Raw genomic sequence first — 22803 nt, forward strand, 5'->3', positions numbered from 1 at the left:
TTCAGCGTGCGGCGCGGCCGCAATAAGCCTATTCGGGCGCCGCATTGTTAATGCTCTTGAAAATGTTAAATCTCACTGCCTCCGCATCTTTCGCGGCAGGTTTTAACCACAGCTAACAGCGGAAAGCATATTCAGCGGCTGCGCGGGCAATCCCTGTTCTGGCGGGATCACCGTGCCGTTGGTCACCGTCATTGCGCAGTTATGCAGGCCGATCATTATGCCGGATTTCTCCGACTTCGCCGGGTCGAAGGCGAATTTCCAACGCTGCATGGCCGGATCGCGGAATAGAGCGACGATACCGAAGGCTTGCGCTTCACGCGATACCTTTTCGGTAACAACGTAACGTTGGCCTGGGATCAGCGTCACTTCACGCACGCCCAGCAGATCGCCGCCGAGTATGGTCTTTTCCTTCGCTGGGTCAGTAAATGCGTCGAATGGCGCCTGCTGGAATGAAGTGGGATCTTTCAATGTGTAAAGCCGCACCACCAGCGCAAATGGTCGCTTGTCATTCGCGGCATTCAGATTGGGCGCCGCATATAACGTGAGGCCGACATTGCGCGGCGGTTTTTGCGCGTCCGGCAAATCCGGCTTGCCGAGGCCGCTCGCCTGCAAAGCCGCGTTGGCAGCGGCTCCGAGCACGGTAACGCCTGCGGCACAACCGCCTAGCGCGGCGCACAAGGCGGCGTTTGCAATCAATAGCGATGCATGGCGAACAAGACGCGAATTCATATACTTCGACCGGCTGGCCGCCGTCCCCCGTCTAAACATCGATAACAAAATTATTTCCGCAAAACTTCACCAACTAATGCCGCTTTCTGCCGTTTACTGCCTCGCGATGCTGCTTGCATGTAATGCCGCGCATACATTGGCTTTGCGCCCGGTGAGTGGCAAAATTTCCCGTTTACCCGACTGCCCCTATTGCGCCAGGAAACAATTTCTGCGTGCCTGGTTTTAAAGATCCATGCGTATTTTTTTCGTGCAATGCTTCTTCACATGAAAGTTGAATTATCGAAAATTGGCCTGTACTATACCCGCGCACTTGAAGCAAAGCAAAACTCCGGTTTCTCCTTGAATTAAAAAATCGCACGTCGGTGAAAAACGATGAATGACCGTCTGTTAGTAAAACTATCTGGGGTAGTGTTGGCATGCGGCGTGATCGCCGGTTGCGCGACACAAGGCAACAACACGGCGACCACACCGGAGGCTTTTAATAAGCAGCTCGCGGACGCAGATACTGTAGCGAAAGGCGGCGATCAGGATCGTGCTATCGCGCTTTATCAGCAGCTTTCAAAATCAGATCCGACGCGCGAAGAACCGTGGTCGCGCATTGCGCAGATCCAGTTTGCGCAAGGTCATTACGGTCAGGCTATCGTCGCCGCGCAAGAGGCGCTGCAGCGCGACCAGACCGACCGTCAGGCAAAGAGCGTACTGGCCGTGGCAGGTCTTCGCGTTGCCACTCAATCGCTCGGTGAATTGCGTCAGGACGCGTCGCTCGCGGGCGACGCCAAGTCGGACGCGCAAGCGCTCGCCAAGCAGTTGCGCGACACGCTGGGCGAAGCCACGCTGTTCCCGCCTGACCCGAGCGACAAGACGCCTGCAAAGAAAAAGCGCGTGATTCGCCGCGTCTCGAAGAGCAAGACAGTAGAGGCGCCTGATGCGAGCACCACGGCTGCGGCTCCGGCTGCCACGCCGGCGGCTCCGGCGGCGCCTGCCCCTGCGGCACCCGCAGCGCCCGCCAAGGCCGCGCAAAGCGGCGGCGCGTCAGATCCGTTCAGCGCGCTGCGCTGATCTCCACGTCTCACCATCAGCATTCGGGAGCCGACGATGGCGAAGAAAGAAAGCATACAAAAACGCTTGCAAAAAGTGCGGCCGCCCCGCGTGCAGCTCACCTATGAGGTCGAGCGCGGCGATGCGATCGAGGTGAAAGAGCTGCCGTTCGTCGTCGGCGTGGTGGCCGATCTGGCGGGGCAATCCGAAGTCGATCAGCCGAAGCTTCGCGATCGCAAGTTCGTCAATATCGACCGCGACAATTTCGACGACGTGATGAAGGCGATCGAGCCGCGCGCTGCGTTCCAGGTGGAAAACCGCCTGAGCGAAGCCGGCGGCAAATTTGCCGTGGATCTGCGTTTCAAGTCGATGGCCGATTTCAATCCGGACGAAGTGGTCGCGCAAATCGAGCCGTTGCGGCGTCTGCTCGAAGCACGTTCGAAGCTCGCGGATCTGCGCAACAAGCTCGCCGGCAACGACAAGCTGGAAGATCTGCTTTCCGAAGTGCTCAACAACACGCAGCAGTTGCAAACTCTGGCGAAAGATCAGGGCAATGCGGCGAACCAGAACGGCGGCGCGCCGGACCACGACAAGCAAGGCGAATAAGTACGGGGTGTGAGATGAACCAGCAAACAGCAGCGGCCCAACTCGCTACTGCGCAAAGCGGTCCGGAATCCACGCTGCTCGACGAGATCGTCGAGAAAAGCCGCGTGGCGAAGTCCGATTCCGAACATGCGCGTGCGAAAGACCTGATCGGCGAACTCGTGCACCAGGTGCTCGACGGCACCGTGGTCGTCTCCGACAACCTGTCGGCAACGATCGACGCACGCGTTGCGGAACTCGACCGCCTCATTTCCGCGCAGTTGAGCGCGGTGATGCACGCACCCGAATTCCAGCGCATGGAAAGCACCTGGCGCGGTCTGGACTATCTGTGCAAGGAGAGCAACACCGGCTCGACGGTCAAGATCAAGGCGCTGCATGCGCCCAAGCGCGATCTCGTGCGTGACTTCAAGACCGCGATCGAATTCGATCAAAGCGCGCTCTTCAAGAAGATCTACGAAGAAGAGTTCGGCACGTTCGGCGGCTCGCCCTTCGGCGCGATCATCGGCGATTTCGAGGTCACGCGTCAGCCCGAAGACGTCTATTTCATTGAGCAGATGTCGCATGTCGCGGCGGCCGCGCATGCGCCGTTCATCGCTTCGGCGTCGCCCGAATTGCTGGGCCTCGAAACGTTTGCCGATCTGGGCAAGCCGCGCGACCTCGGCAAGGTGTTCGATACCGTCGAATACGCGAAGTGGAAGTCGTTCCGCGACTCCGAAGATTCGCGATATGTGGGCCTCACGCTGCCGCGCTTTCTCGGCCGCCTGCCGTTCAATCCAAAAGACGGCGCCACGGCAGAAGGCTTCAACTTTGTCGAAGACGTCGACGGCACCGATCATAGCAAGTACTTGTGGTGCAACGCGGCGTGGGCATTCGCTGCGCGCCTCACGGCTGCATTCGACGATTTCGGCTGGTGTGCAGCCATTCGCGGCGTGGAAGGCGGCGGTCTGGTGGAAGATCTGCCGACTCACACCTTCAAGACCGACGACGGTGAAGTCGCGCTCAAATGCCCGACCGAAATCGCTATTACGGATCGCCGGGAGAAAGAGTTGAGCGACCTGGGTTTCATTCCGCTCGTGCATTGCAAGAACTCCGACTACGCCGCGTTCTTCGCCGCGCAATCGGTGCAAAAGCCCAAGAAATACAGCACCGACAGCGCAAATGCGAATGCTGTTCTGTCCGCGCAATTGCAGTACATCTTCTCGGTATCGCGCGTTGCGCATTACCTGAAGGCAATGATGCGCGACAAGATCGGCAGCTTTGCATCGGCGCAGAACGTCGAGGTCTTTCTCAATCGCTGGATCTCGCAGTACGTGCTGCTGGATGACAACGCAACCCAGGAACAGAAAGCGCAGTTCCCGTTGCGTGAAGCATCCATCCAGGTCTCGGAGATTCCGGGCAAGCCCGGCGCATATCGCTCGGTTGCATTCCTGCGCCCGCATTTCCAGCTCGACGAACTGTCGATCTCCTTGCGGCTCGTCGCCGATCTGCCGAAACCGGCCAATTCATAAACGAAGTCAGAAAACCCGGGCCGGCCGTCCGGGTTAGCTGTTAAAATCACCTCTTTGGGGAGTCGATGAGTTATGAAGGACATCTATTTAAAATTCGGCAATCCGGCGATCAAAGGCGAGTCTGCCGATAAAGATCACGCTGGCTGGATCGAAATCGATTCGTGGAGCCACTCGATCACGCAACCGCGCTCGGCCACGGCTTCGACCGCAGGCGGCCACACGTCCGAGCGTTGCGAACACGCGGATATGCAGTTCACGAAAGACATCGACGTAGTCAGCCCGCTGATCTATCAGCACGCATCGGGCGGCACGACGTTTGACGAAGTCACCATCGACTTCATGCGTTCGGACGGCGAAGGCAATCGCATCAAGTACCTCGAAGTAAAGCTGAAGTACGTGATCATTTCGAGCGTGACGCCGAGCGTCGTCGGCGAAGGTCTGCCTACCGAACAGTTCTCGCTGAAGTATGCAGCCGTGCAGTGGAAGTACACGCAGCAGAAGATCGGCGGCAACCAGGGCGGCAACGCGCAGGGCGCGTGGAGCCTGACGAAGAACGACAAGACGTACGCGGTCTGATGCATGGGCGCACGCGGCGCGCGGCCCGGAAGGGCTGCAGCGCATGGCGTGCGCACTGCATCTAACCGCTTCTTCGGACGCCGATGAAACGCTTCGAACCCAGCTTTCTCGACAAGCTGTTCGACGACGAACCGCATCTGCCGGCTTCACCGGCGATGCGGCAATTGTCGTTGGAGGAGTTAAAGGGCACTGTCGCGCGAGATGTCGAAGCGATACTGAACACGCGCATCGCGCTGACCGAGCATGAGCTCGCGGCTTTGCCCGAATGTCAGCGCTCCGTGCTCACGTATGGCCTGAACGACTTCGCAGGACTGAGTCTCGCGAGTCATTACGACCGCACGTTCATCTGCAAATCGATTCAACAGGCAATTGCGCGGCATGAGCCGCGCTTACAGCAGGTATCGGTCACGCTCGAACTGAACGAACAATCGACCAACGCGCTGAACTTCGCAATTCAGGCGCTGCTGGTCGTTCATCCGGCGGAAGAACCGGTGAGTTTCGACGCGATGTTGCAGCCGTCCACATTGCAATACTCGGTGACGCGCGCACGCGCAAAATTGTAGACGCTGTTTTTAGCTTGATACCGTTTGGCTTCAATGCCGCTTCCCCGCCGCCGCCACGCGCATCGGCGGCGGTAACGAAGCGGAGAAGGTTCGGGTCCGGGGATTAGATCGATGGAAGAATTGCTGCCGTATTACGAGCGCGAGTTGTCATTTTTGCGGCGCTATTCGCGCGACTTCGCGGAGCGCTACCCGAAGATCGCCGCGCGTCTTGCCATGTCGGGCGAGCACTGCGAGGACCCGCATGTCGAGCGAATGATCGAGTCGTTCGCGCTGCTCGGCGCACGCATCAACAAGAAGCTCGACGACGATTACCCCGAGTTCACCGAAGCGCTGCTCGAAGTGCTATATCCGCACTATCTGCGGCCATTTCCATCGTGTTCGATTGCGCAATTGGGCACCTCCGCCGCATTGAGTCATCTGACGGAACCGGTCACGATCGAACGCGGTACTGAACTGAAGTCGCGGCCCATTCGCGGCGTGCAATGCCGTTTCCGGACCGCGTACGACGTCACGCTCGCACCGGTTCGTATCTCGGAGGCGAAGTACACGTCAGTCGCAATGGCGCCCAGCGCGACCGTGCTACCCGGCAATGCGACCGCAATCGTTTCGATCACCTTCGAATCCACCGCCGCGCAACTCGATCTGTCCGCGTTGAAGGTGGATACGTTGCGCGCGCATCTGCACGGCGAGCAGTCGTTCATTGCGGCGCTCGCCGACTGCCTGTTTGTCAATGCTATGGCCACATATGTCGAAGCCGACCGGCGCGGCGTATGGACGCAACTGCGTGCATCGCCGCTCGTGCAGGCAGGCTTTGACGAGCAAGACGCGCTGATCGACTATCCGGCCAAGTCCCATCCGGCTTATCGGCTCCTCACCGAGTACTTTGCATTCCCGGAGAAATTCAATTTCGCCGACTTCGATCTGACCGCAATGACGCGCGCGACAGGACGCTGCCAACGCCTGACACTGCACATCGTGCTGAAAGAAGTGCGCAGCGATTCGCATGTCGCCAGACTTCTCGATGCCTTGTCGGCGCATCATTTCCGTCTCTTTTGCACGCCGGTGGTGAATCTGTTCGAACAGCACGGCGAACCGATTCGCGTGACCCATCAGGCGGTCTCGTACCCGGTGATCGCTGAAGCGCGCCGCGCATTTGCCTATGAGGTTTATTCGATCGATTCGGTCAAGTTCGTCAGGCAACAGGCGCATCAGGAATCGGTCACCGAATTCAGGCCTTTCTATTCGCTGCATCACGGCGAGGCCGCACGCGCCGGACACTACTGGTTCGCGCGCCGCAACGATTGGGTCGCGCAAAAGAGCCCAGGCTACGAGACCGAGATCTCGATTGTCGATATCGACTTTGAACCGGCGGCGCCGCAAACCGACACGTTGAGTCTCGATCTGACCTGTACGAACCGCGACTTGCCCGCGGGCCTCGCCGTGGGTCTCGAAGGCGGCGATCTCTTTCTCGAAGGCGGGTCGCTGACGGGCAGCATTACGATGTTGCGCCGGCCCACGCCGAGCGTGCGTTTCGAACGCGGCCGGGCCGCGCATTGGCGGCTTATTTCGCATCTCGCGCTGAACCATGTGTCGCTCGCGAATAGCGGGCTTTCCGCGCTGAAGGAAATGCTGGTGCTCTACGATTTGCGGCGCACGGCGGTGTCGGCGCGGCATATCGACGGTCTTGTCGGAATCGAGCAGTGCGCGGCCGTGCAATGGCTGCCCGGCAAACCGTTCGCGACGTTCGTGCGCGGCATTGAGATTCGCTTGACCATCGACGAAGAACATTTTGTCGGCACGAGTCTCGCGTCTTTCGTGCGCGTGATCGACACATTCTTTGGGCTGTATGTGCATCTGAACAGCTTTGTGCAACTGGTCGTCGTGTCGAAGCGCACTGGCGAGGAGATCTTGCGATGCAAACCGCGCAGCGGCGAATCGATCCTGGCGTAGTCGAGCAGCTTCTCGACGAACCACATCGCTTTGAATTTTTTCAGGCGGTGCGGCTGTTCGAAAAGTGGTTTGCACAACAATCGCCGTCTGACACCGGACGTTCCGGCGATATCGTCGCGCAGCGCATTGCTTTTCGCAATTCGCTCTCCATGTCTTTCCCGCCGAGCGAGATCCACGGTGCGCAATCGTACGACGACGAAGGCACTGCGCTAAAGGAGAAGGCCCAGCGTACGGCAGCGCTCGAAGACGGCTCGCTCGAAAAAGTTGACATCACGCCGGCATTCTTTGGCTTGCTCGGCGGGCAGGGCGCGTTGCCGTTGCACTACACCGAGCAGATCATCGCCCGTGAACAGATCAAGCGCGACCGCGCCACGCGCGAATTCTTCGATGTGTTTTCCAATCGCGCCACCGCGCTTTTTTACGCGGCGTGGAAGAAGTACCGCTTGCCGTTTCATTACGAACTGGATCGCGACGAACGCTACTTGCCGTTGCTGCTTGCGCTCGCGGGCGTTGCGGACAACGACACCCGCACCAGTCTGCAAACTGGCGAGGGCGCGCTATTCGACGAAGCGATTGCCGGCTATGCGCTGCCCGCGCGGCACAGGCCAGTGTCGGCAGCGTATTTGCAACGCACGTTGTCCGAATACTTCAAGGTGCCGGTGCGTGTCGAGCAGTTCGTCGGCAAATGGTATGACGTGCCGCGCGATCAATTGACGCTGCTCGGCAGTGTCAACGCGACACTTGGCGCAACTGCGCTCGCCGGTGAGCGCGTCTGGCAGCGCGACATGCGCGCGCGGCTCGTGATCGGACCGCTCGACAAAGCCGACTACGAGGCGTTTCTGCCCGGTGCGGACCGCGCCGTTGCGCTGGAACGCATGCTTACGCTGCTGGCGGGCATCACGCTCGAATACGAAGTGGCGCTAGTGCTGCGCCGCGAGGCCGTGGGCCCGACGCTTCTCAGTAAGGGCGCACGCCTCGGCTGGGACGCGTTTCTTTGTACACGCGACGCCGAGCGCGACCGCATGGATGCGCGTTACGAACTGCACGTGATTCACTGACTATAACGATAGAACCTGACCGGATCGCACGACATGAGCACGTCCCTCAATACCCTGATCGCGAAACTGAATCCGACTTGCCGGCAAGCAGCGTTGCTGGCGGCGAACAACTGTCTTGCCCGCGGTCATTACGAGGTGGACCTCGAACATCTGCTGCTTGCGCTGCTCGATGAACCGGCAAGCGATGTTGCGCTGGTGCTGCGCGCAAGCAGGATCGATCCACATGCGTTGCGTGCGGATATCGAGCGTGAGCTGCAGCGCCTGAAAACAGGCAATACGCGTACGCCGGTGTTCTCGAAACAGCTGATCGATCTGCTCGAACAGGCATGGCTAATTGCGTCGCTCGATTCGCAGATTGGGCGCATCCGTTCAGGGCATTTGCTGCTCGCGTTGCTGAGCGCACCCGATCTCGCACAATTCGCCGAGCGGATGTCGCCATTGCTGGGCGATGTGCGTGTGACGGATCTGAAGCATAAGTTCGACGAGTTGACTGCAGGCTCTCGCGAAGTCGAGCGCAGCGATGCGGCGCAGAGTCCGGACGAAAGCGCGAACGATGCAGCGAGAGCGGACGCGGCGGTGGGCGCACCGTCGAAGACGCCGGCACTCGACACCTACACCAGCAACCTCACGCAGCGAGCGCGTGAAGGGAAGATCGATCCGGTGATCGGCCGCGAAGGCGAAATTCGCCAGACCATCGACATACTGATGCGGCGTCGGCAGAACAATCCGATCATGACAGGCGAGGCGGGTGTCGGTAAAACTGCGGTGGTCGAAGGGCTCGCGCTTCGCATTGCGGCAGACGACGTGCCCGCGCCGCTGAAAGGCGTGGCGCTGCATGTACTGGACATGGGCCTCCTGCAAGCAGGCGCCAGCGTGAAGGGCGAATTCGAGAATCGCCTGAAGAACGTGATTGACGAGGTCAAGAAGAGCCCGCATCCGATCATCCTGTTCATCGACGAGGCGCATACGATCATCGGCGCGGGCGGGCAGGCTGGCCAGAACGATGCGGCGAATCTGCTGAAGCCGGCATTGGCGCGCGGCGAATTACGCACAATCGCTGCGACCACCTGGAGCGAGTACAAGAAGTACTTCGAGAAAGACGCAGCACTGGCCCGCCGTTTCCAGGTCGTGAAGATCGAAGAACCGAGCGAAACGCTTGCGGCAGCGATGTTGCGCGGCATGGCGTCGTTGATGGAAAAGCACTTCAACGTGCGGGTGCTCGACGATGCGATTACCGAGGCAGTGCGCCTCTCGCATCGATACATTAGCGGCCGGCAACTGCCGGATAAGGCCATCAGCGTGCTTGACACCGCATGCGCGAAAGTCGCGCTCGCGCACAGTTCGACACCGGCCGCTATCGACGACACGAAGAAGCGCCTCGAACGTATCGACGCGGAAATTGCGGCGCTGGAGCGCGAAGTGGCGAGCGGGGCGCTTCACGACGAACGGCTCGCGCAGTTGCGCGAACTGCGCGAAGAAGACCTGAAGGATCTCGCCGAAGACGAAGCGCGCTACGACAAGGAGCGCGCATTGGTGAGCGAGATCGTGGGCTTGCGGGCGGAGATCGACGCCGCGCGGGTGAGTAGCGCGGACGCGGAGCAAGCGGCGAAGGCGCAACAGGCGCGCGAAACGCTCGCGGTTCGCGTCGCCGAATTGCATGCGTTGCAGGGCGGTCAGCCCATGGTGCCGTTGCAGGTGGACGGCCACGTTGTCGCGGAAATCGTCGCGTCGTGGACAGGCATTCCGCTCGGCCGCATGGTCAAGGACGAAATCCAGACTGTGCTCAACCTGCAGCCATTACTCGGCGCGCGGGTGATCGGACAGGATCATGCACTCGAAGCCATCGCGCAACGAGTACGCACGGCAAGTGCGAATCTCGAAGATCCGAACAAACCGCGTGGTGTGTTCATGTTTGTCGGACCGTCGGGCGTCGGCAAGACCGAGACGGCGCTCGCACTCGCCGATGTGCTCTACGGCGGCGAGCGCAAGATGGTGACGATCAACATGAGCGAGTACCAGGAAGCGCATAGCGTGTCTGGCCTCAAAGGATCGCCGCCGGGCTACGTCGGCTATGGCGAGGGCGGTGTGCTGACAGAAGCCGTGCGCCGCAACCCGTATTCGGTCGTATTGCTCGATGAAGTCGAAAAGGCTCATCCCGATGTGCTCGAAATGTTCTTTCAGGTGTTCGACAAAGGCACGATGGATGACGCTGAAGGCCGCGAGATAGATTTCCGCAATACGCTGATCATTCTCACGTCGAATGTCGGTTCGCAAGCGGTCATGCAGGCGTGCCTGAACAAAACCGCCGAGGAATTGCCTGACGCCGATGCACTTGCAGAAACCTTGCGCCCGCAACTATACAAAGCATTCAAACCGGCTTTTCTCGGGCGCATGAAAGTAGTGCCCTATTATCCGATTTCCGACGACGTGCTTGCCGAGATCATCGCGTTGAAACTGGAGCGGATTCGCCGCCGCATAGAATCGAATCACAAGGCAGTGTTCGAGTGGGACGAGTCTCTCGTCGATGCGGTCCTCGCGCGCTGCACCGAAGTGGATTCCGGTGCGCGCAACGTCGACCATATTCTCAACGGCACGCTGTTGCCCGAAGTCGCACAGCACGTGTTGGAGCGCATAGCCAACGGCGTGGCGATTCAACGTATTTCGGTGCGCGCAAGCGAGGCTGGCGAGTTCGAATACGCCGTCGCCTAAGCAATTTCACAAATGCATTCTGATAGCTCTGTGCCATGCCGACCAATCTGAACACGCTGCTCGCTCCAATCAGCGAAGCCGCGCCCTGTGGCGAAGATCTGCTGTTCTCCGCCGACTTCGATGCGATCCAGCACGCCCGGCGTTTCGAAGATCCATCGCTCGATCAAGGCGAATGGATCACCGAGATCAAGGAAGCCGACTGGCCGTTCGTTATCGAGCGATCGAGCGCTTTGCTGCAGACGCAGACCAAAGACTTGCGGCTCGCTGTGTGGCTCACGGAAGCGCTTGCCATAGAAGAAGGCGTGAGCGGTCTCACGCAGGGTTATACGCTGCTGGCGGGGTTGTGCGAGAAGTTCTGGGACACAGTCCATCCGCTGCCGGAAGGCGACGACACCGAATATCGACTCGGCAACGTTGCATGGCTTGTCGGTCGCACCGGCGATCTGCTGCGCGCCATGCCGCTTACGTCGTCGCAAGGCAACCTGTACAGCACGATCGATTGGGACGTGGCGACACACGTTGCGCAAGCCGTGAAGCGCGATCCCGATCATGCCGACGACATTGCGCGCGGCAAGCCGTCCATCGAGCAGATCGACGCATCGAAACGCGCGACGCCGCCCGCGTTTTACTCAACGCTGCTGGCCGAACTCAAGGCGTTCGAAGCGGCAATGCTCGCACTCGAACAGGAACTGGACCGTCGCGCCGCTGACTCGGCACCGAGCTTTCGTCAGGCGAAAGACGCATATGAAAGCGTTTATCGTCTGGCCGAACGTTTTGCACGCGAACTGGGCGTGAATGCAGATGCGCAACCGACGTCTATCGACAGATCGAGTGCGCCGATGCATCACGAGCTGGAACGGGCCGAACCCACCTTCAAAACTTCACCGCAACGCGAGGAGCCCGTGTTGACGACGCCGCCGACCCACGCAATCGCAGGAATCCAGAGCCGCGCGCAAGCCGTCGCGCAGTTGCGCGCGGTGGCCCGGTTCTTTCGCACTACGGAGCCGCATAATCCTGCTGCTTATTTTGCCGACAAGGCCGCCGAGGCTGCGGACATGCCGTTGCATCAGTGGCTCTCAACTGTGGTGAAAGACGACGGATCGCTCGCGCATATTCGCGAGTTGCTCGGCGTAAAGCCGGAAGAAAACGGCTAGAGGTCCGCGCCCAAACGAAAAAACCTGGCTTCGAGTCGCTTGACCGAGCCAGGTTTTTTTACGCGAGCAGTTCAAGTGCTGACGCGTTGGTCCGCTCAGGAACCCGCGCGAAACTCGATGCGGCGATTGCGTGCGCGCCCATCGGCGCTATCGTTCGATGCAATCGGCTGATCGGGTCCGACGCCGGTCGTGCTCATCTGTTGCGGCGGAATGCCCTTCGCCACGAGGTAGCCCTTCACGGCATCGGCGCGTGCCTGGCTCAAAGCGATATTCGAGGTTCGGTTACCCGAGTTGTCGGTGTGACCGATAATCGCCACCGTCTTCGTGGTCATCTTCAGCATCGCAGCAGCCATCTGATCGAGAATGGCGCGGCCTTGCGGCGTGAGCGTCGCGCTGCCGGTCTCGAATTCGATCGTACGATTCGCGAGCGTCTGGTCCAGCAGGCCCTGCTCGGATGCACTGACGCGCAGACCGTTCTTGATCGTATAGGTCGGATTCAACGCATTCGCCATATCGCTCGCAAGTTGCTGACGCTGCGACTCGTTGCGTACTTCTCCCTTTACGTCGATCTGCGTGCCGTCGATTTTCAATTGGCCCTTGCTGATCTGCTTCAGTTGCGGGCCGATCAGCTTTTGCACGTTGGCGGACCAGTTAGGCGGCGTTGCGACGTCTGCGACTTCGATCTGATCGACCACGCTGGCTGCCCCATACGTCTCGCGCAAACGTGCGAGCACGGCCGCCTTGGTCGCTTCGTCCGGGACTTTGCCGCCCACCACGACCTGGCCCGGCGCCGCGTTAGCGGGCGGCGGCGATGCCGTGACGGCACCGGTGCCCGCACCTGTCGTGCCGCTCGCGAGGCCGGCAGTGTTCACCGCGGGCCCCACGTTGCCCGCCGTAGCTGAGGGGCTGGCCGAAGGCGCGGGCAGTGTCGTGGTGCGAATCGAAATGCCGCTGTTGTCGACCGGTGTGACGCGGGCAGGGCCGTCGTTGTCGGCGTGCGCCGACGCGTTGAACATCAAGCCCGCGAGTAGCACGGCGATCCTGGTGCGTGAATTCAGCATTGCATTACGCTCCCGTGAAGGCTTCGCGGAACGTGTCGATGCTGACGCGCAAGGACAGTTGCGGTTGGTCGAGGTAGCTGACAAGCTTGCTGATGCCATGATCGTTTTGTGCGTGTTCGTCGATCCACTCGGGATCGTCGATATCGATGTTATGTGCTGCATAGGCTTGCGGATCGACCACGCTATGCAGCGTTTTCGCCGACGCGCCGTTAAAGCCGACAATGAGCCGCTCGCGCTCTGCGATCGTGCCGATGAAGATCGCCAGTTCGAAATCCGCCTGCGCGACGAACGGCGCGATCAGTTCCAGCCAGAATGCCGCAACCAGACTGCGATAGAACGGATCGTTAGGCAGCGGCAGCGTGAGTCCGCGTTCCAGATGCGACGAGCCGCTTTGCATCACGGGGCGCAGCAGAGAACCGAGCGCGAGCATCGCGCCGCGCAAGCGCACAGGATGACCGCTTGCCAGCAACATCTGTTCGAGCCCGGCGAGCGTCTGGTGCTCGACAAAGTCGTTGAAGGTGCCGTCATGCGGATTGCCCGGACCGCCGCCAATCTCGATCGGCACCTGCGTTTCGCCCAGCGCCTGCAATGCGCCGGCCGGCTCGCTTGCGCCAAGCAAAGGCTTCATCTGCGCCGACACGCGCGACCACAAACGCGCGAAAGCGAGCGGGCTGTGCGCGAGGAACGTGAGCGGCTTTTCGACTTCGAGCGCGGTTGCCGCCAGAAACGGAAAGCGGCGCGACGACTGATCGTGACTCGCCACCATATGGCCCGCAATGGCGAGCTTGCTGCGCGAACCGAGGAACGCGAAGTGCATGGGCTTCGCATTTTCGTAGACGATCTTCCAGCGCGGATCGTCAGTGAGCAATTCCATTGCCTCGGCGATCCAGCGGTCGAGCGTGGCGAGCAACTGCGGGTTGTGCGCGCTTTTAACGAAGTCCCCACGCGACGGAATCTTCCCGAAGTACGCGATCTGCGCCTGCACGGTCTGCGTCATTGCGCACTCCCTGTGTTCGAAACCGCAGTGGCGGTCGTGGCCGGCCGCGCTGCCGGCGACGCGGGCGCCGCCGTATTCGTGGCCGTAGCGGTGACCGAGTTGGCCGCCGCACTCACATCCGCTACCGACGACGGCAGGCGCAAACCGCGCAGGCTCTGCTGTTGCGGCGCGTCGCTGCTGCTGCCCGATGCTTGCGACGTGCTGATGATCCGCATGCTCACCGCCACCGTCACATTGCCCTGGGTCCACGACAGGTCGAAGGTCCCATCCGGGCGGCGCTTTCGTTGCGCCGAGTTGATCAGCTTCTCAAGACCGTAGCGGCCCGGCTCGTTGACGAGCTGCAGCGTGCGGCCGTCGAAGGTCGTCGCGTTCAGCGTAGCGCCTGGCGAGCCCGACGGATTCGGCCACACGAAGTTGGTCCACTGCGGCGGCGTGTTGCGGTAGCGCATCTGCTGACCGTCGATCGCGAGCGTGTACTCCGTCGTTCCGCTGCTCGGCTGCGGGAGAATCTGGAACACTGTCTGCGGCTCGGCCGAACTTTGGCCCGCCGACGCACCCGCTGCGCCGCCGGCGAGCGGCGCGACCCAACGCGCGAAGCCGTTGGTGAAGTCGGGCGTGAGCGCGAGGCCCATGTCGCCCCATGTGCGGGCGGTGAGCGTGTCGCCGCGGCGCACCGCGAGCGGCCCGAGCGTGGTGCCGACGAACTTCGCAATCGAACCGTCAGGTCCGAACACCTGCGCAATCTCACCCGCGCCGGCTTCGACCTTCGCATCGCCGGCAAACGGATACTTGTTCGCAAGCGAACTCTGGAACGTCTGATACACCTGCGCATTCCACACCTTGTTCACTTCGACGCTCGCGGGCTGAATCACCACGGCATACGCGGCCATCAGCGGACGCACCAGCAGCGGCCGCAACGCCTTGCGTTGTGAGTCGGTGAGACCCGTCAACATCTGCTCGTCGACATACTTGAGCGAATCGGCCAACTCGGAGCCGCTGCCGTCGAGCGTCTGCTGCATGAGCTGGCGCGCGCCCGGCCCTGGATCGCCCTGATTCTTGATGACGTTAAACCGCGTACGGACCTTCGACAGCGTGTCCATGTAGCCTTTGAGCATCGAGCCGTTGTCGCCCGTCACGACAATGCGGCCGAGCGCGGAGAACTCCTGGCCGATCGGGCCCATCGGCAATTCAACTGGATTACCGTTGATGTCGATGTTCGCGTTCAATTGACCGGTCGGCGCGCGCGCGAACCATTGCTTGAACCAGCTCGTCACACCGCTTTGCGCGCGTTTCAGGTTCGCGTTGAAAAGCGACGGGTTATCCCACGAGGTCTGGTCGTAAGCAGTTTCGAGTACTTTGCGAATGGGCGAATCCTGCGGATCGCCGAGACGGTTCATTGCGTCCACCGCTTGTCCGAAACTGCCGAAGCTCTGCACCGCAATACCTTGCATGAACTTCTGCCAGTGCATTGCGTACTCAGTCTTGTACATCGTGACGAGTGCTTTCTGAATCTGCTCAGGGCTGCCTTCGAGCGTGAGGTCGTCATGAGCGGAGGTGTTGAGCACCCAGTCTTTCGCTTGCAGTTCTTTCGTCGCGGCGTCGCGGATTGCAGGCTGCACGTACTGGAACCACGCTTCACGCGTGAACGTGCCGGGGATCGCGTAGCTGCCCGCCACGAGCGCCGTATTGTTTTCGCCGACGATGCGCGCAATGGTCATTGGCGCGAAACGGGTCGACGCGCGCGCCTTGATTTCTTCGTAGACACGCTGACGCGCCGGCATGCCGCGCACTACGCGGCGCAGGTTTTCGCGCGTCTGGTCAACGAGGCCGAGGTTCTGGTCGATCATCGGCCAGTCGTCGTCGGATACGCGTGACAGGTAGAACGTGATCATGCGCTCCGCGCTGCGGATCATCTCGTCACGCGGCATGTTGCCGCGATTCGTTTCGAGCCAGCCGCGCCAGAAACGCGCAACCTGGTCGGTCAGATGAGCCGTTTCCACGTGACGTTTGTCACTTAGCATCAGATACGTCTTGAGCGCGTTGTACGCGTCTTCGACGTTGGTTGGCGATGCGTCGCTATAAAGCCCGCCCTGGCTGTTTGCCGCCATGGCCGTGTGAGCCGAGACGGGAATGGCGGCCGCATCGGGCGTGCGGTTAAGCGGCGCAAGCTGATCGGGATGCGCGTTGACTTCCTTCAGGAACGACGCGAGGTTCTGCGAAACCGGATCGAGCAGGATCTGGCGCACGCCGTTGTAGTACTCGGTAAGCAGGCGTTCTTCGAGACGATCGCCCTGGTACAGACCGAATGAAACGGCGAGCGGCTTGTCGCGTCGGAACTGTTCCAACTGGTCGATACGGTCTTCGAGAACGTCCATGGCCTGCAGGCGCGACTGCAGATCGTTGCGGTTCTGCTGCAGGCGCACCACGTTGTCGAGGTCGGCTTTCACGTTCTCGGCGAGTTGCTGATTGCCGATGGTCGACCAGGTCCAGCCGCCGAGTGCGAGCGCCAGCGCGGCGACGAAGCCGAAGAACGTTGCATAGCGCATGCGCGTTTTCGCGGGGCTTGCAAACTGCTTGACCGTTTGCCGGTCTGCGAAAATTACTTTCGAAAAGAGATCGCGCAGAAAGAAGCCGTTCTTCGAGAATGCGCTATGCGGCTTCGGCAGGCTGTCGGCGCTCAGGCCGAAGCGGTTGGCGATGCGCGTGGCCGCGGAGCTATTGGTTTCGCCTTCCTGCAACGCACTCGTGAAATAAAAGCCGCGGAAGATCGGCTTGTACTGGAACGGGTTCGTTTCGAAGAGCGTGGCAAGGAAAGCACGCAATGCCGGCTTGATCGTCGAGAATTCCAGTGGAAAGCTCAGTTGACCGGGCGAGAGCTTATTGCCGCGATTGATTGACATTTGCGCGACGCTGATTTCTTTCAGGCCGTCGTACAGTTCTTCGAAGTGCTCGTCGAAAAGCCCCACCACGTCGCGCTTCTCGTCCGGTTCGTAGGGCAGGGTGGCGCCCCACACGCGGTCGTATTCATGACGGTCGCTGCCGCTGAAGAATTCGGTGAAGCCCGTAATCAGGTCTGCCTTCGTGAACATCACGTAGACAGGCGCGAAAACTTCGAGCTTCTCGGTCAATTCCTGCACGCGCTGGCGCAGATTCTTCGCGAGATTGATTGCGAATTCCGGCTTGCTGCTCGTGAGCTCCGCAATGCTCGCCGTCACGATGATCCCGTTGATCGGTGCTTTCGGCCGGAAGCGTTTGAGCAGACCGAGAAAGCCGAGCCATTCGGTGCGGTCTTCTTCATGCACCGAGTAACGGCCGGCCGTATCCAGCAGGATGCCTTCGGTCGTGAAGAACCAGTCGCAGTTGCGCGTGCCGCCAATGCCGTGAATTACCGCGTTGTTCTTGTCGGCGAAGGGAAACTGCAAGCCTGAGTTCAACACGGCGCTGCTCTTGCCGGCGGCGGGGTTGCCGATCACGATGTACCACGGCAACTCGTACAGTGCGGAGCCGCCCGAGACCTGACCGATCTTCGAGGTCTTGATGGTCTTGACTGCATCGACGAGGCGCGTGCGCAGCACGTCGAGTTCTGCCTGGCGGGCGGGCGTTGGCGCAGGACCGGCCTCGGTGCTCTGTTTCTCGGCCTGCTGTTCCAGCATCTCGCCGAGCTTGCGGTTCGCGTGCCGCGCGCGCAGGCGGCGCACCGCCCACACGAGCAGCCATAGCGCGATGACCACGCCGAGTGCGATGGCCGGCCACATCAGATCGATCTGCAATGTATCGGCGCCGACGAACAACACAGCAGCGAGCGCGAGCAGGCCGATGATCGAGAGCGTGCGTGGATGGGTCAACACGTTGAGAATGCGTCGCATAAGCCGTTCAGGTCTTGATGATTGGTGTTGTGGCGCGTGCTGTGGCAAAGGGCATCACGCGAGTGCAGCGTTTGAAACCGAAGCGAAAGAAAACGAAAGCGGGTTCGGGACGAACATGAAAATGGGTGAATTGTTAAATGCGTGAGTGCGGTGCTTGCAAATAGCGGCCTGATGAATGCACCGTTGTATAGGCGATTGCGGTTTGCACTGCCGCTTTTTGCCATAAATAATGATTGAACGCCCCATTTTCCAGCCTCTTGTACCCGTTACGTCTTAATGACCCCGTCCGAGGACGAAGCCGGGTTTGTGATATTCAACGTGCCCGAGATCCATCATTTTCCAGCGGCCACCCCATGTCAGGCCGACCTGTTCGGCTGTTTGCCCATATAACTGATAGCCTCGCATCGCCCAGGGATCTTTTTCTGAAATGACGAGCTTGCCGTCGCGTAGAAACGCATTGTCCGCAGCAAGACCGTATTGGTGATAGCTTTGAAACGCAGCGGCATTGGTGACGTTGCTCCCCATTTGCGCGAGCCGGTTTTGCCGCTCCGGACTGCGATAACCTTCAAGCAAAGCCATTTCGTACCCGTGCTGCTCGTGCATGATTTTGTAGACGAGCAATAAACGCGTTCTGAAATCGGCATCGAGCAGATTCCAGTCGCGGCTCGCATCTTTCAGCGCGGGCCGGATCTGCTCGACTTCACGCGTGGCAAACACCTCCGGCGGCAGCGGCGGCGGGGGTACGAGCTGTTCGCCGTTTAGTAAGGCGGCAATTTTCTCGTCGGGTACCCGTGCTGTTTCGTCGAATTGGAATAACTGCCGGCCGCGTAATGCCAATGCCACCAATGGCGGCGTCGCAAGAATACCTGTGGTGGTAAAAATCAGCAAGCGCCGACGCGCCAGTAATTTCTTCATATCCACCGCAGTGGATTGCGAAATTCTTGCCGAGCGTGCTAATTGGCCGCGCGCGACGGATGCGCTACGCGATGCCCCGCGCATAACGCGTCCATGAATGGTCAGTGCAGCGTCTAATAGAGAAGCCCGGACTGCCGGCAAAAGCAGCATTGCGGCGATCACAACCGCGATGGCGAAATAGGCAAGAAGTACTACGGCAATCAATGGCGACCCCGGAAATTGGAAACAATTGTATTTTGTAATGCTTGCTCTTAGAATCAGGCCTGCTCGGAGAGGAGCCGGAGCAGTATTATCACGGCGAAATAATCCAGGATTCAATGAGACAGTGAATGAGTGCGCCGGAAAATTCAAATTCCAAAGCCCCGCCTAGCCTGTTATCCGATAAGGCTAAAGGCGCAGATGGCAATGGTTCGCGAATTCTTGCGAATCTGGAAGGCCGCGTCGCGCCGCCTAACGATAAACCACGCCGGTCAAGAACGCCTCTTGCGCTGGTCGCCCTGCTTGTAATCGCCGCGGGGGGATGGGGCGCGTGGCACATGCAACAACGTGCGCCTGCGGAGCCGGTCGCCGGCGCCCTGCCCGCGAGTGGAGCCAACGTCGCCAGGGCCGCCGTACCGGCCTCCGTTGCGAGCGCAACCGTTCAGGTCGCCGCGAATGCGCAAGCGCCCGCGCCGGCATCGTCGCAAGCGGCGACGATCATCGCCGATGACAGCGACAGCAAAGCCGCGGCTTCTTCTGCATCGGCGTCCGCAGGCCTCGCGGACAACCGCTTGTCGCGGGCGCTTGCGGACGGCGCGGTGCCGAGCGGCGCTTCAACCTCGGTTGCTGCGGTCGCGCCGGTCTCAGGCGCGTCGGCAACGGCGCCAGCGGTTGCGTCGGCGGCGAAGCACGACAAGAGTTCAACGGCCGTTGCGAGCAGGAGCAAGCACGAGGCCGCGGCGCACGGCAAGAAGGAAACCGTAACGGCAAGCGCAGGCAACCATCGTTCGAGCACGACGGCCGCCGCCGCGCAGACGAAGAAAGCGAAGCCGGGCGCGACATCGAAAGATGATTCGGACGCCGATCTATTGGCCGCGCTCGTTGCACGGACCAAACCGGCGGACAGCAAGGCGGGCGGCAGTAGTCCGGCCGCCAAGGTGCCTACCTCGGCGGCGCCGGGCAATGCAAAGCTTGCCGAGCGCGTAAAAGAGTGCGGACAGCGTGGCTTTTTCGAAGACCAGTTGTGCCGCTGGCGCGTGTGCGACGGTCATTGGGGCAAAGACCCCGCATGCCCAGGCTCTGCGCAGCAAGCGCGTCAGCCCTGACTCTTTGCCATACGAGTTTTCTGTTCGAGAGGCCTTGGCGAGGTTCGCGTTATCCGCGAGCCTCGTCGATACTACGGTTTGATTTCGGCGTCTTTAAGTCTATGATGACTCTCCCTAGTCGCACACCGATGCGATAGAACAGGAGACATCAATGAAGCGGTTTTTCGTGGCATTGAGCTATGTAGCAAGCGTCGTGACTGCTCTGGTCATTGCGGCATGCGGCGGCAGCGAACTGAATCCGTCCAATCCCCCCAAGGTCATTATCGACAGCGACTACAACACGCTGAGCGACGATGGCCAGCTCGGCGTCATGGCGGCGCAATTACAGGCGCAGGGATCGCTGAAAGTACTCGGCATTACCGTGGTGTCGGGTAATCAATGGTTGAAGCAGGGCGTGGCGGATGCATTGAAATCCGTCGAGCGGCTCGGCGTTGAAAAGCAGATCGGCGTCTATGCAGGCGCAAACTATGCGCTGTCGCATGACTTCGCCACGATCCAGGCAGAAATGACGCAATTCCCCGGCGGCGACGGCTATCTCGGCGCTTGGGGCACGCCCGAGCCGAAGTCCGATAGCGACCTCGTGGCACCGCCCGACGGCTTCGCGACGCACACCAAGGTGCAGAGCAAAAGCGCGGTGGATTTCATCGTCGATTCAGTGAAGCAGAATCCCGGCGAGGTGACGATTCTTGCAATCGGACCATTGACCAATATCGCGCTCGCCGCGCGTCAGCATCCCGAGATCGTGCCGTTGATCAAACAGATCATCTATATGGGAGGCGCGATCGACGTGCCGGGCAATACGACACCGACGGCGGAATTCAACTGGTGGTTCGATCCGCAAGCAGCGAAAGAGGTGCTGCGTCTGCCGGTGAAGCAGGTCGTCGTGCCGCTCGACGTGACAGACACCGTGAAAATGGATAAGGCGCTTTACGACCGTATCGCACATGATCCAACGAAGCAGACCATCATTACTCAATTGTTCAAGACATTGAATGGCTATGGTTTTGACGGCAAGAACGGCTTCGAGACGAACCCGAACTACACCACGAACATATGGGACACACTGACACTCGGGTACCTGATGCATCCTTCGTTTGCGACCCAGACCGTGGACGAGTGGGTGGACGTGGATACGAGTTTCGGCGCGAATGACGGCAAAGCTACCGGCTATTCGAGCTCACCGCCGGCTGGATTGCAGAAGATGACGATCGTCAAACGCTTTGACAACCAGAACTTCTTCAATTTCTATGTGGACCTGCTGACCCGGCCGGTGCCGCTGCCAGGCTGATCTATTGTCACGCGTGTACTGCTGCGAGGCTGCATGAATCCGCTTCACGCGGGATGCAAGCCACGCAGCAATTGACGCACGTGCGAGAGGTCCTGATCGACGTGCTCGGCGTTTTCGAACAACTCCGCGAGCCAGTCCACGAATGCGCGCACGCGGGGCGACACACGGCGATTCTTCAGATAGGCGACCGAAACAGGCATGGGCACAGGCTTCCATTGCGGAAGTACTTCGCGCAATAGTCCCGAGTCGAGGTACGGTTGCGCGGCGATCCGCGCAGGTTGAATGAGCCCGTGGCCTTGCAGTCCGCAGGTGAGATACGCCTGCTCGTCGCTGACCTTCACAAAACCATTTACCTTGACGCTTTGCGCTTCGCCGTCCACTTCGAAATCGAAAGCGACTTCGCGGCCGTTATGCGGCGACATGCAATTGACTGCGACGTGCCCGCGCAGGTCGTCGAGGTCAGTAGGCGTGCCGTATCGATCGAGATAATCCGGACTTGCACAGGTCACATGCTCGAGCGTGCCGAGATGCCGCGCGACGAGATTCGAGTCCGGCAGTTCACCGAGCTGGATGCTGCAGTCGATTGCTTCGGACACCAGATCCACTGTACGGTTGCTGACGCCAACGGCAAGGTCGAGGTTGGGATAGCGTGTATGGAAGTCGTCGAGCGCAGGCAGCACGATTGCGCTTGCCACCGAGCCGGGCATTTCAATGCGCAGACGGCCGGTGAGGTTATCGGTGGCGTGCCGGATGCTGGCTTCCATTTCGTCGATATCGGCGAGGATTTGCGCACAGCGTTCGTAATAGGCGGCGCCTTCCGGAGTGACGCTGAGCCGCCGCGTGGTGCGGGCGAGCAACTGCGTGCCGAGCAGGGCTTCCAGATTCTGGACGATGGTAGTCGCCGTCGCGCGCGGAATGTTCAGCGATTCCGCTGCGCGGGTGAAGCTGTTCGTGTCCACAATCCGGATGAATGTGCGCATGGCGGTTATTCTGTCTATCATTCGGTGCCTCTCGTTTGGGGTTAGCTTTTTGCCTTTGCGGCGGGCTGTTTGGGTGTTTGATTGATTACGTTGGGGTTCTGTTTTTTGGAACCTTTGGCCTCTCCCTGATTTCACGGCGGTCTATTAGCGTTGCCCCTGTGCGGGGCGGCACTTCCTTTCTTTGCGGCCGCAAAGAAAGTAAGCAAAGAAAGCGGCTCACACCGCTAGCTCATAAGTGGGTCCCCTGGCTCAGAGAGGGCAGTGGTGCATCTGGAATCCGTGCCCTCGCACATTCGGCACTCGTGACAAGGCAGTCATACTTCCCGCCTCGCGCGGTGCGCTCGTCGGAAAGGTGCACGGAACACCATGCGCGCTTTGACGCGTATCGGTAGTACTTCCGATCGAAAACTTGGGCGCGACATGACTGCCCGCAACAAAAAGTACCGACGGTTTTATGAACTACCGCCACGGCGCGCGAAGCGCTGCCGGAAGAATGACTGCTTT

17 protein-coding genes are annotated in these 22803 nt (G+C 60.2%); 11 read left to right on the top strand and 6 right to left on the bottom strand.

The annotated features are described in order from the left end of the window. Window positions 1-102 precede the first annotated feature (102 nt). Entirely contained in the window at window positions 103-729 is a 627-nt protein-coding gene (gene tssJ, locus H281_RS0127585; protein WP_020070377.1) for a type VI secretion system lipoprotein TssJ, read from the bottom strand. A gap of 372 nt (window positions 730-1101) precedes the next feature. Between tssJ and H281_RS0127590 the strand changes: the two genes are divergently transcribed. From H281_RS0127590 to tssA, 9 genes are all read left to right on the top strand, one after another. Next, window positions 1102-1788, top strand: a complete 687-nt coding sequence (locus H281_RS0127590; RefSeq protein WP_027805000.1) for a tetratricopeptide repeat protein — start codon at window positions 1102-1104, stop codon at window positions 1786-1788. Window positions 1789-1824: 36 nt separating this feature from the next. Continuing rightward, a complete protein-coding gene (gene tssB / locus H281_RS0127595; protein WP_020070379.1) occupies window positions 1825-2373 on the top strand; it encodes a type VI secretion system contractile sheath small subunit in 549 nt (182 codons plus the stop codon). Window positions 2374-2387: 14 nt separating this feature from the next. Beyond that, a complete protein-coding gene (gene tssC, locus H281_RS0127600) occupies window positions 2388-3878 on the top strand; it encodes a type VI secretion system contractile sheath large subunit (RefSeq protein ID WP_020070380.1) in 1491 nt (496 codons plus the stop codon). Between the two features lie 72 nt (window positions 3879-3950). After that, the gene (locus H281_RS0127605; RefSeq protein WP_020070381.1) at window positions 3951-4454 is read left to right on the top strand and encodes an Hcp family type VI secretion system effector; all 504 of its coding nucleotides are present in this window, start codon (window positions 3951-3953) and stop codon (window positions 4452-4454) included. 83 nt (window positions 4455-4537) lie between these two features. Then, window positions 4538-5017, top strand: a complete 480-nt coding sequence (gene tssE, locus H281_RS0127610; protein ID WP_020070382.1) for a type VI secretion system baseplate subunit TssE — start codon at window positions 4538-4540, stop codon at window positions 5015-5017. Window positions 5018-5128: 111 nt separating this feature from the next. Next, on the top strand, window positions 5129-6967 hold the full coding sequence (tssF, locus tag H281_RS0127615) for a type VI secretion system baseplate subunit TssF (protein ID WP_020070383.1): 1839 nt from the start codon (window positions 5129-5131) through the stop codon (window positions 6965-6967). Continuing rightward, window positions 6931-8025 (top strand): type VI secretion system baseplate subunit TssG, encoded by a 1095-nt coding sequence (gene tssG, locus H281_RS0127620; RefSeq protein ID WP_020070384.1) that lies wholly within the window; start codon window positions 6931-6933, stop codon window positions 8023-8025. The genes tssF and tssG overlap by 37 nt, the downstream gene beginning before the upstream one ends. A 33-nt stretch (window positions 8026-8058) precedes the next feature. Beyond that, window positions 8059-10734 carry a type VI secretion system ATPase TssH gene (gene tssH, locus H281_RS0127625; protein ID WP_020070385.1) on the top strand — a complete coding sequence of 892 codons (2676 nt, stop codon included), beginning with the start codon at window positions 8059-8061 and terminating at the stop codon, window positions 10732-10734. Between the two features lie 35 nt (window positions 10735-10769). Further along, window positions 10770-11888 (top strand): type VI secretion system protein TssA, encoded by a 1119-nt coding sequence (tssA, locus tag H281_RS0127630; protein WP_020070386.1) that lies wholly within the window; start codon window positions 10770-10772, stop codon window positions 11886-11888. Window positions 11889-11983: 95 nt separating this feature from the next. Here the strand turns inward: tssA and H281_RS0127635 are convergent, their stop codons facing one another. The 4 genes from H281_RS0127635 to H281_RS0127650 all read right to left on the bottom strand — a co-directional run bounded on the left by H281_RS0127635 (window position 11984) and on the right by H281_RS0127650 (window position 18931). Beyond that, window positions 11984-12949: an OmpA family protein gene (locus H281_RS0127635; protein ID WP_020070387.1), complete on the bottom strand. Its 966-nt coding sequence runs from the start codon at window positions 12947-12949 to the stop codon at window positions 11984-11986. A gap of 4 nt (window positions 12950-12953) precedes the next feature. After that, window positions 12954-13946: a type VI secretion system-associated protein TagF gene (gene tagF / locus H281_RS0127640; protein ID WP_020070388.1), complete on the bottom strand. Its 993-nt coding sequence runs from the start codon at window positions 13944-13946 to the stop codon at window positions 12954-12956. Continuing rightward, window positions 13943-17812 carry a type VI secretion system membrane subunit TssM gene (tssM, locus tag H281_RS0127645; protein ID WP_020070389.1) on the bottom strand — a complete coding sequence of 1290 codons (3870 nt, stop codon included), beginning with the start codon at window positions 17810-17812 and terminating at the stop codon, window positions 13943-13945. The genes tagF and tssM overlap by 4 nt, the downstream gene beginning before the upstream one ends. Before the next feature lie 273 nt (window positions 17813-18085). Continuing rightward, window positions 18086-18931 (bottom strand): M15 family metallopeptidase, encoded by an 846-nt coding sequence (locus H281_RS0127650; protein ID WP_027805001.1) that lies wholly within the window; start codon window positions 18929-18931, stop codon window positions 18086-18088. Window positions 18932-19056: 125 nt separating this feature from the next. Between H281_RS0127650 and H281_RS0127655 the strand changes: the two genes are divergently transcribed. Both H281_RS0127655 and H281_RS0127660 read left to right on the top strand, forming a co-directional pair. Continuing rightward, the gene (locus H281_RS0127655) at window positions 19057-20031 is read left to right on the top strand and encodes a hypothetical protein (RefSeq protein ID WP_027805002.1); all 975 of its coding nucleotides are present in this window, start codon (window positions 19057-19059) and stop codon (window positions 20029-20031) included. A 151-nt stretch (window positions 20032-20182) separates the two neighbouring features. Beyond that, complete coding sequence (locus tag H281_RS0127660) at window positions 20183-21319, top strand: nucleoside hydrolase (protein ID WP_020070392.1); 1137 nt, start codon at window positions 20183-20185, stop codon at window positions 21317-21319. Window positions 21320-21363: 44 nt separating this feature from the next. Here the strand turns inward: H281_RS0127660 and H281_RS0127665 are convergent, their stop codons facing one another. Beyond that, window positions 21364-22320, bottom strand: a complete 957-nt coding sequence (locus tag H281_RS0127665; protein ID WP_027805003.1) for a LysR family transcriptional regulator — start codon at window positions 22318-22320, stop codon at window positions 21364-21366. Between the last annotated feature and the right edge of the window lie 483 nt (window positions 22321-22803).

Source organism: Paraburkholderia caledonica, from assembly GCF_000383275.1.
Taxonomy (GTDB): Bacteria; Pseudomonadota; Gammaproteobacteria; order Burkholderiales; family Burkholderiaceae; genus Paraburkholderia; species Paraburkholderia caledonica.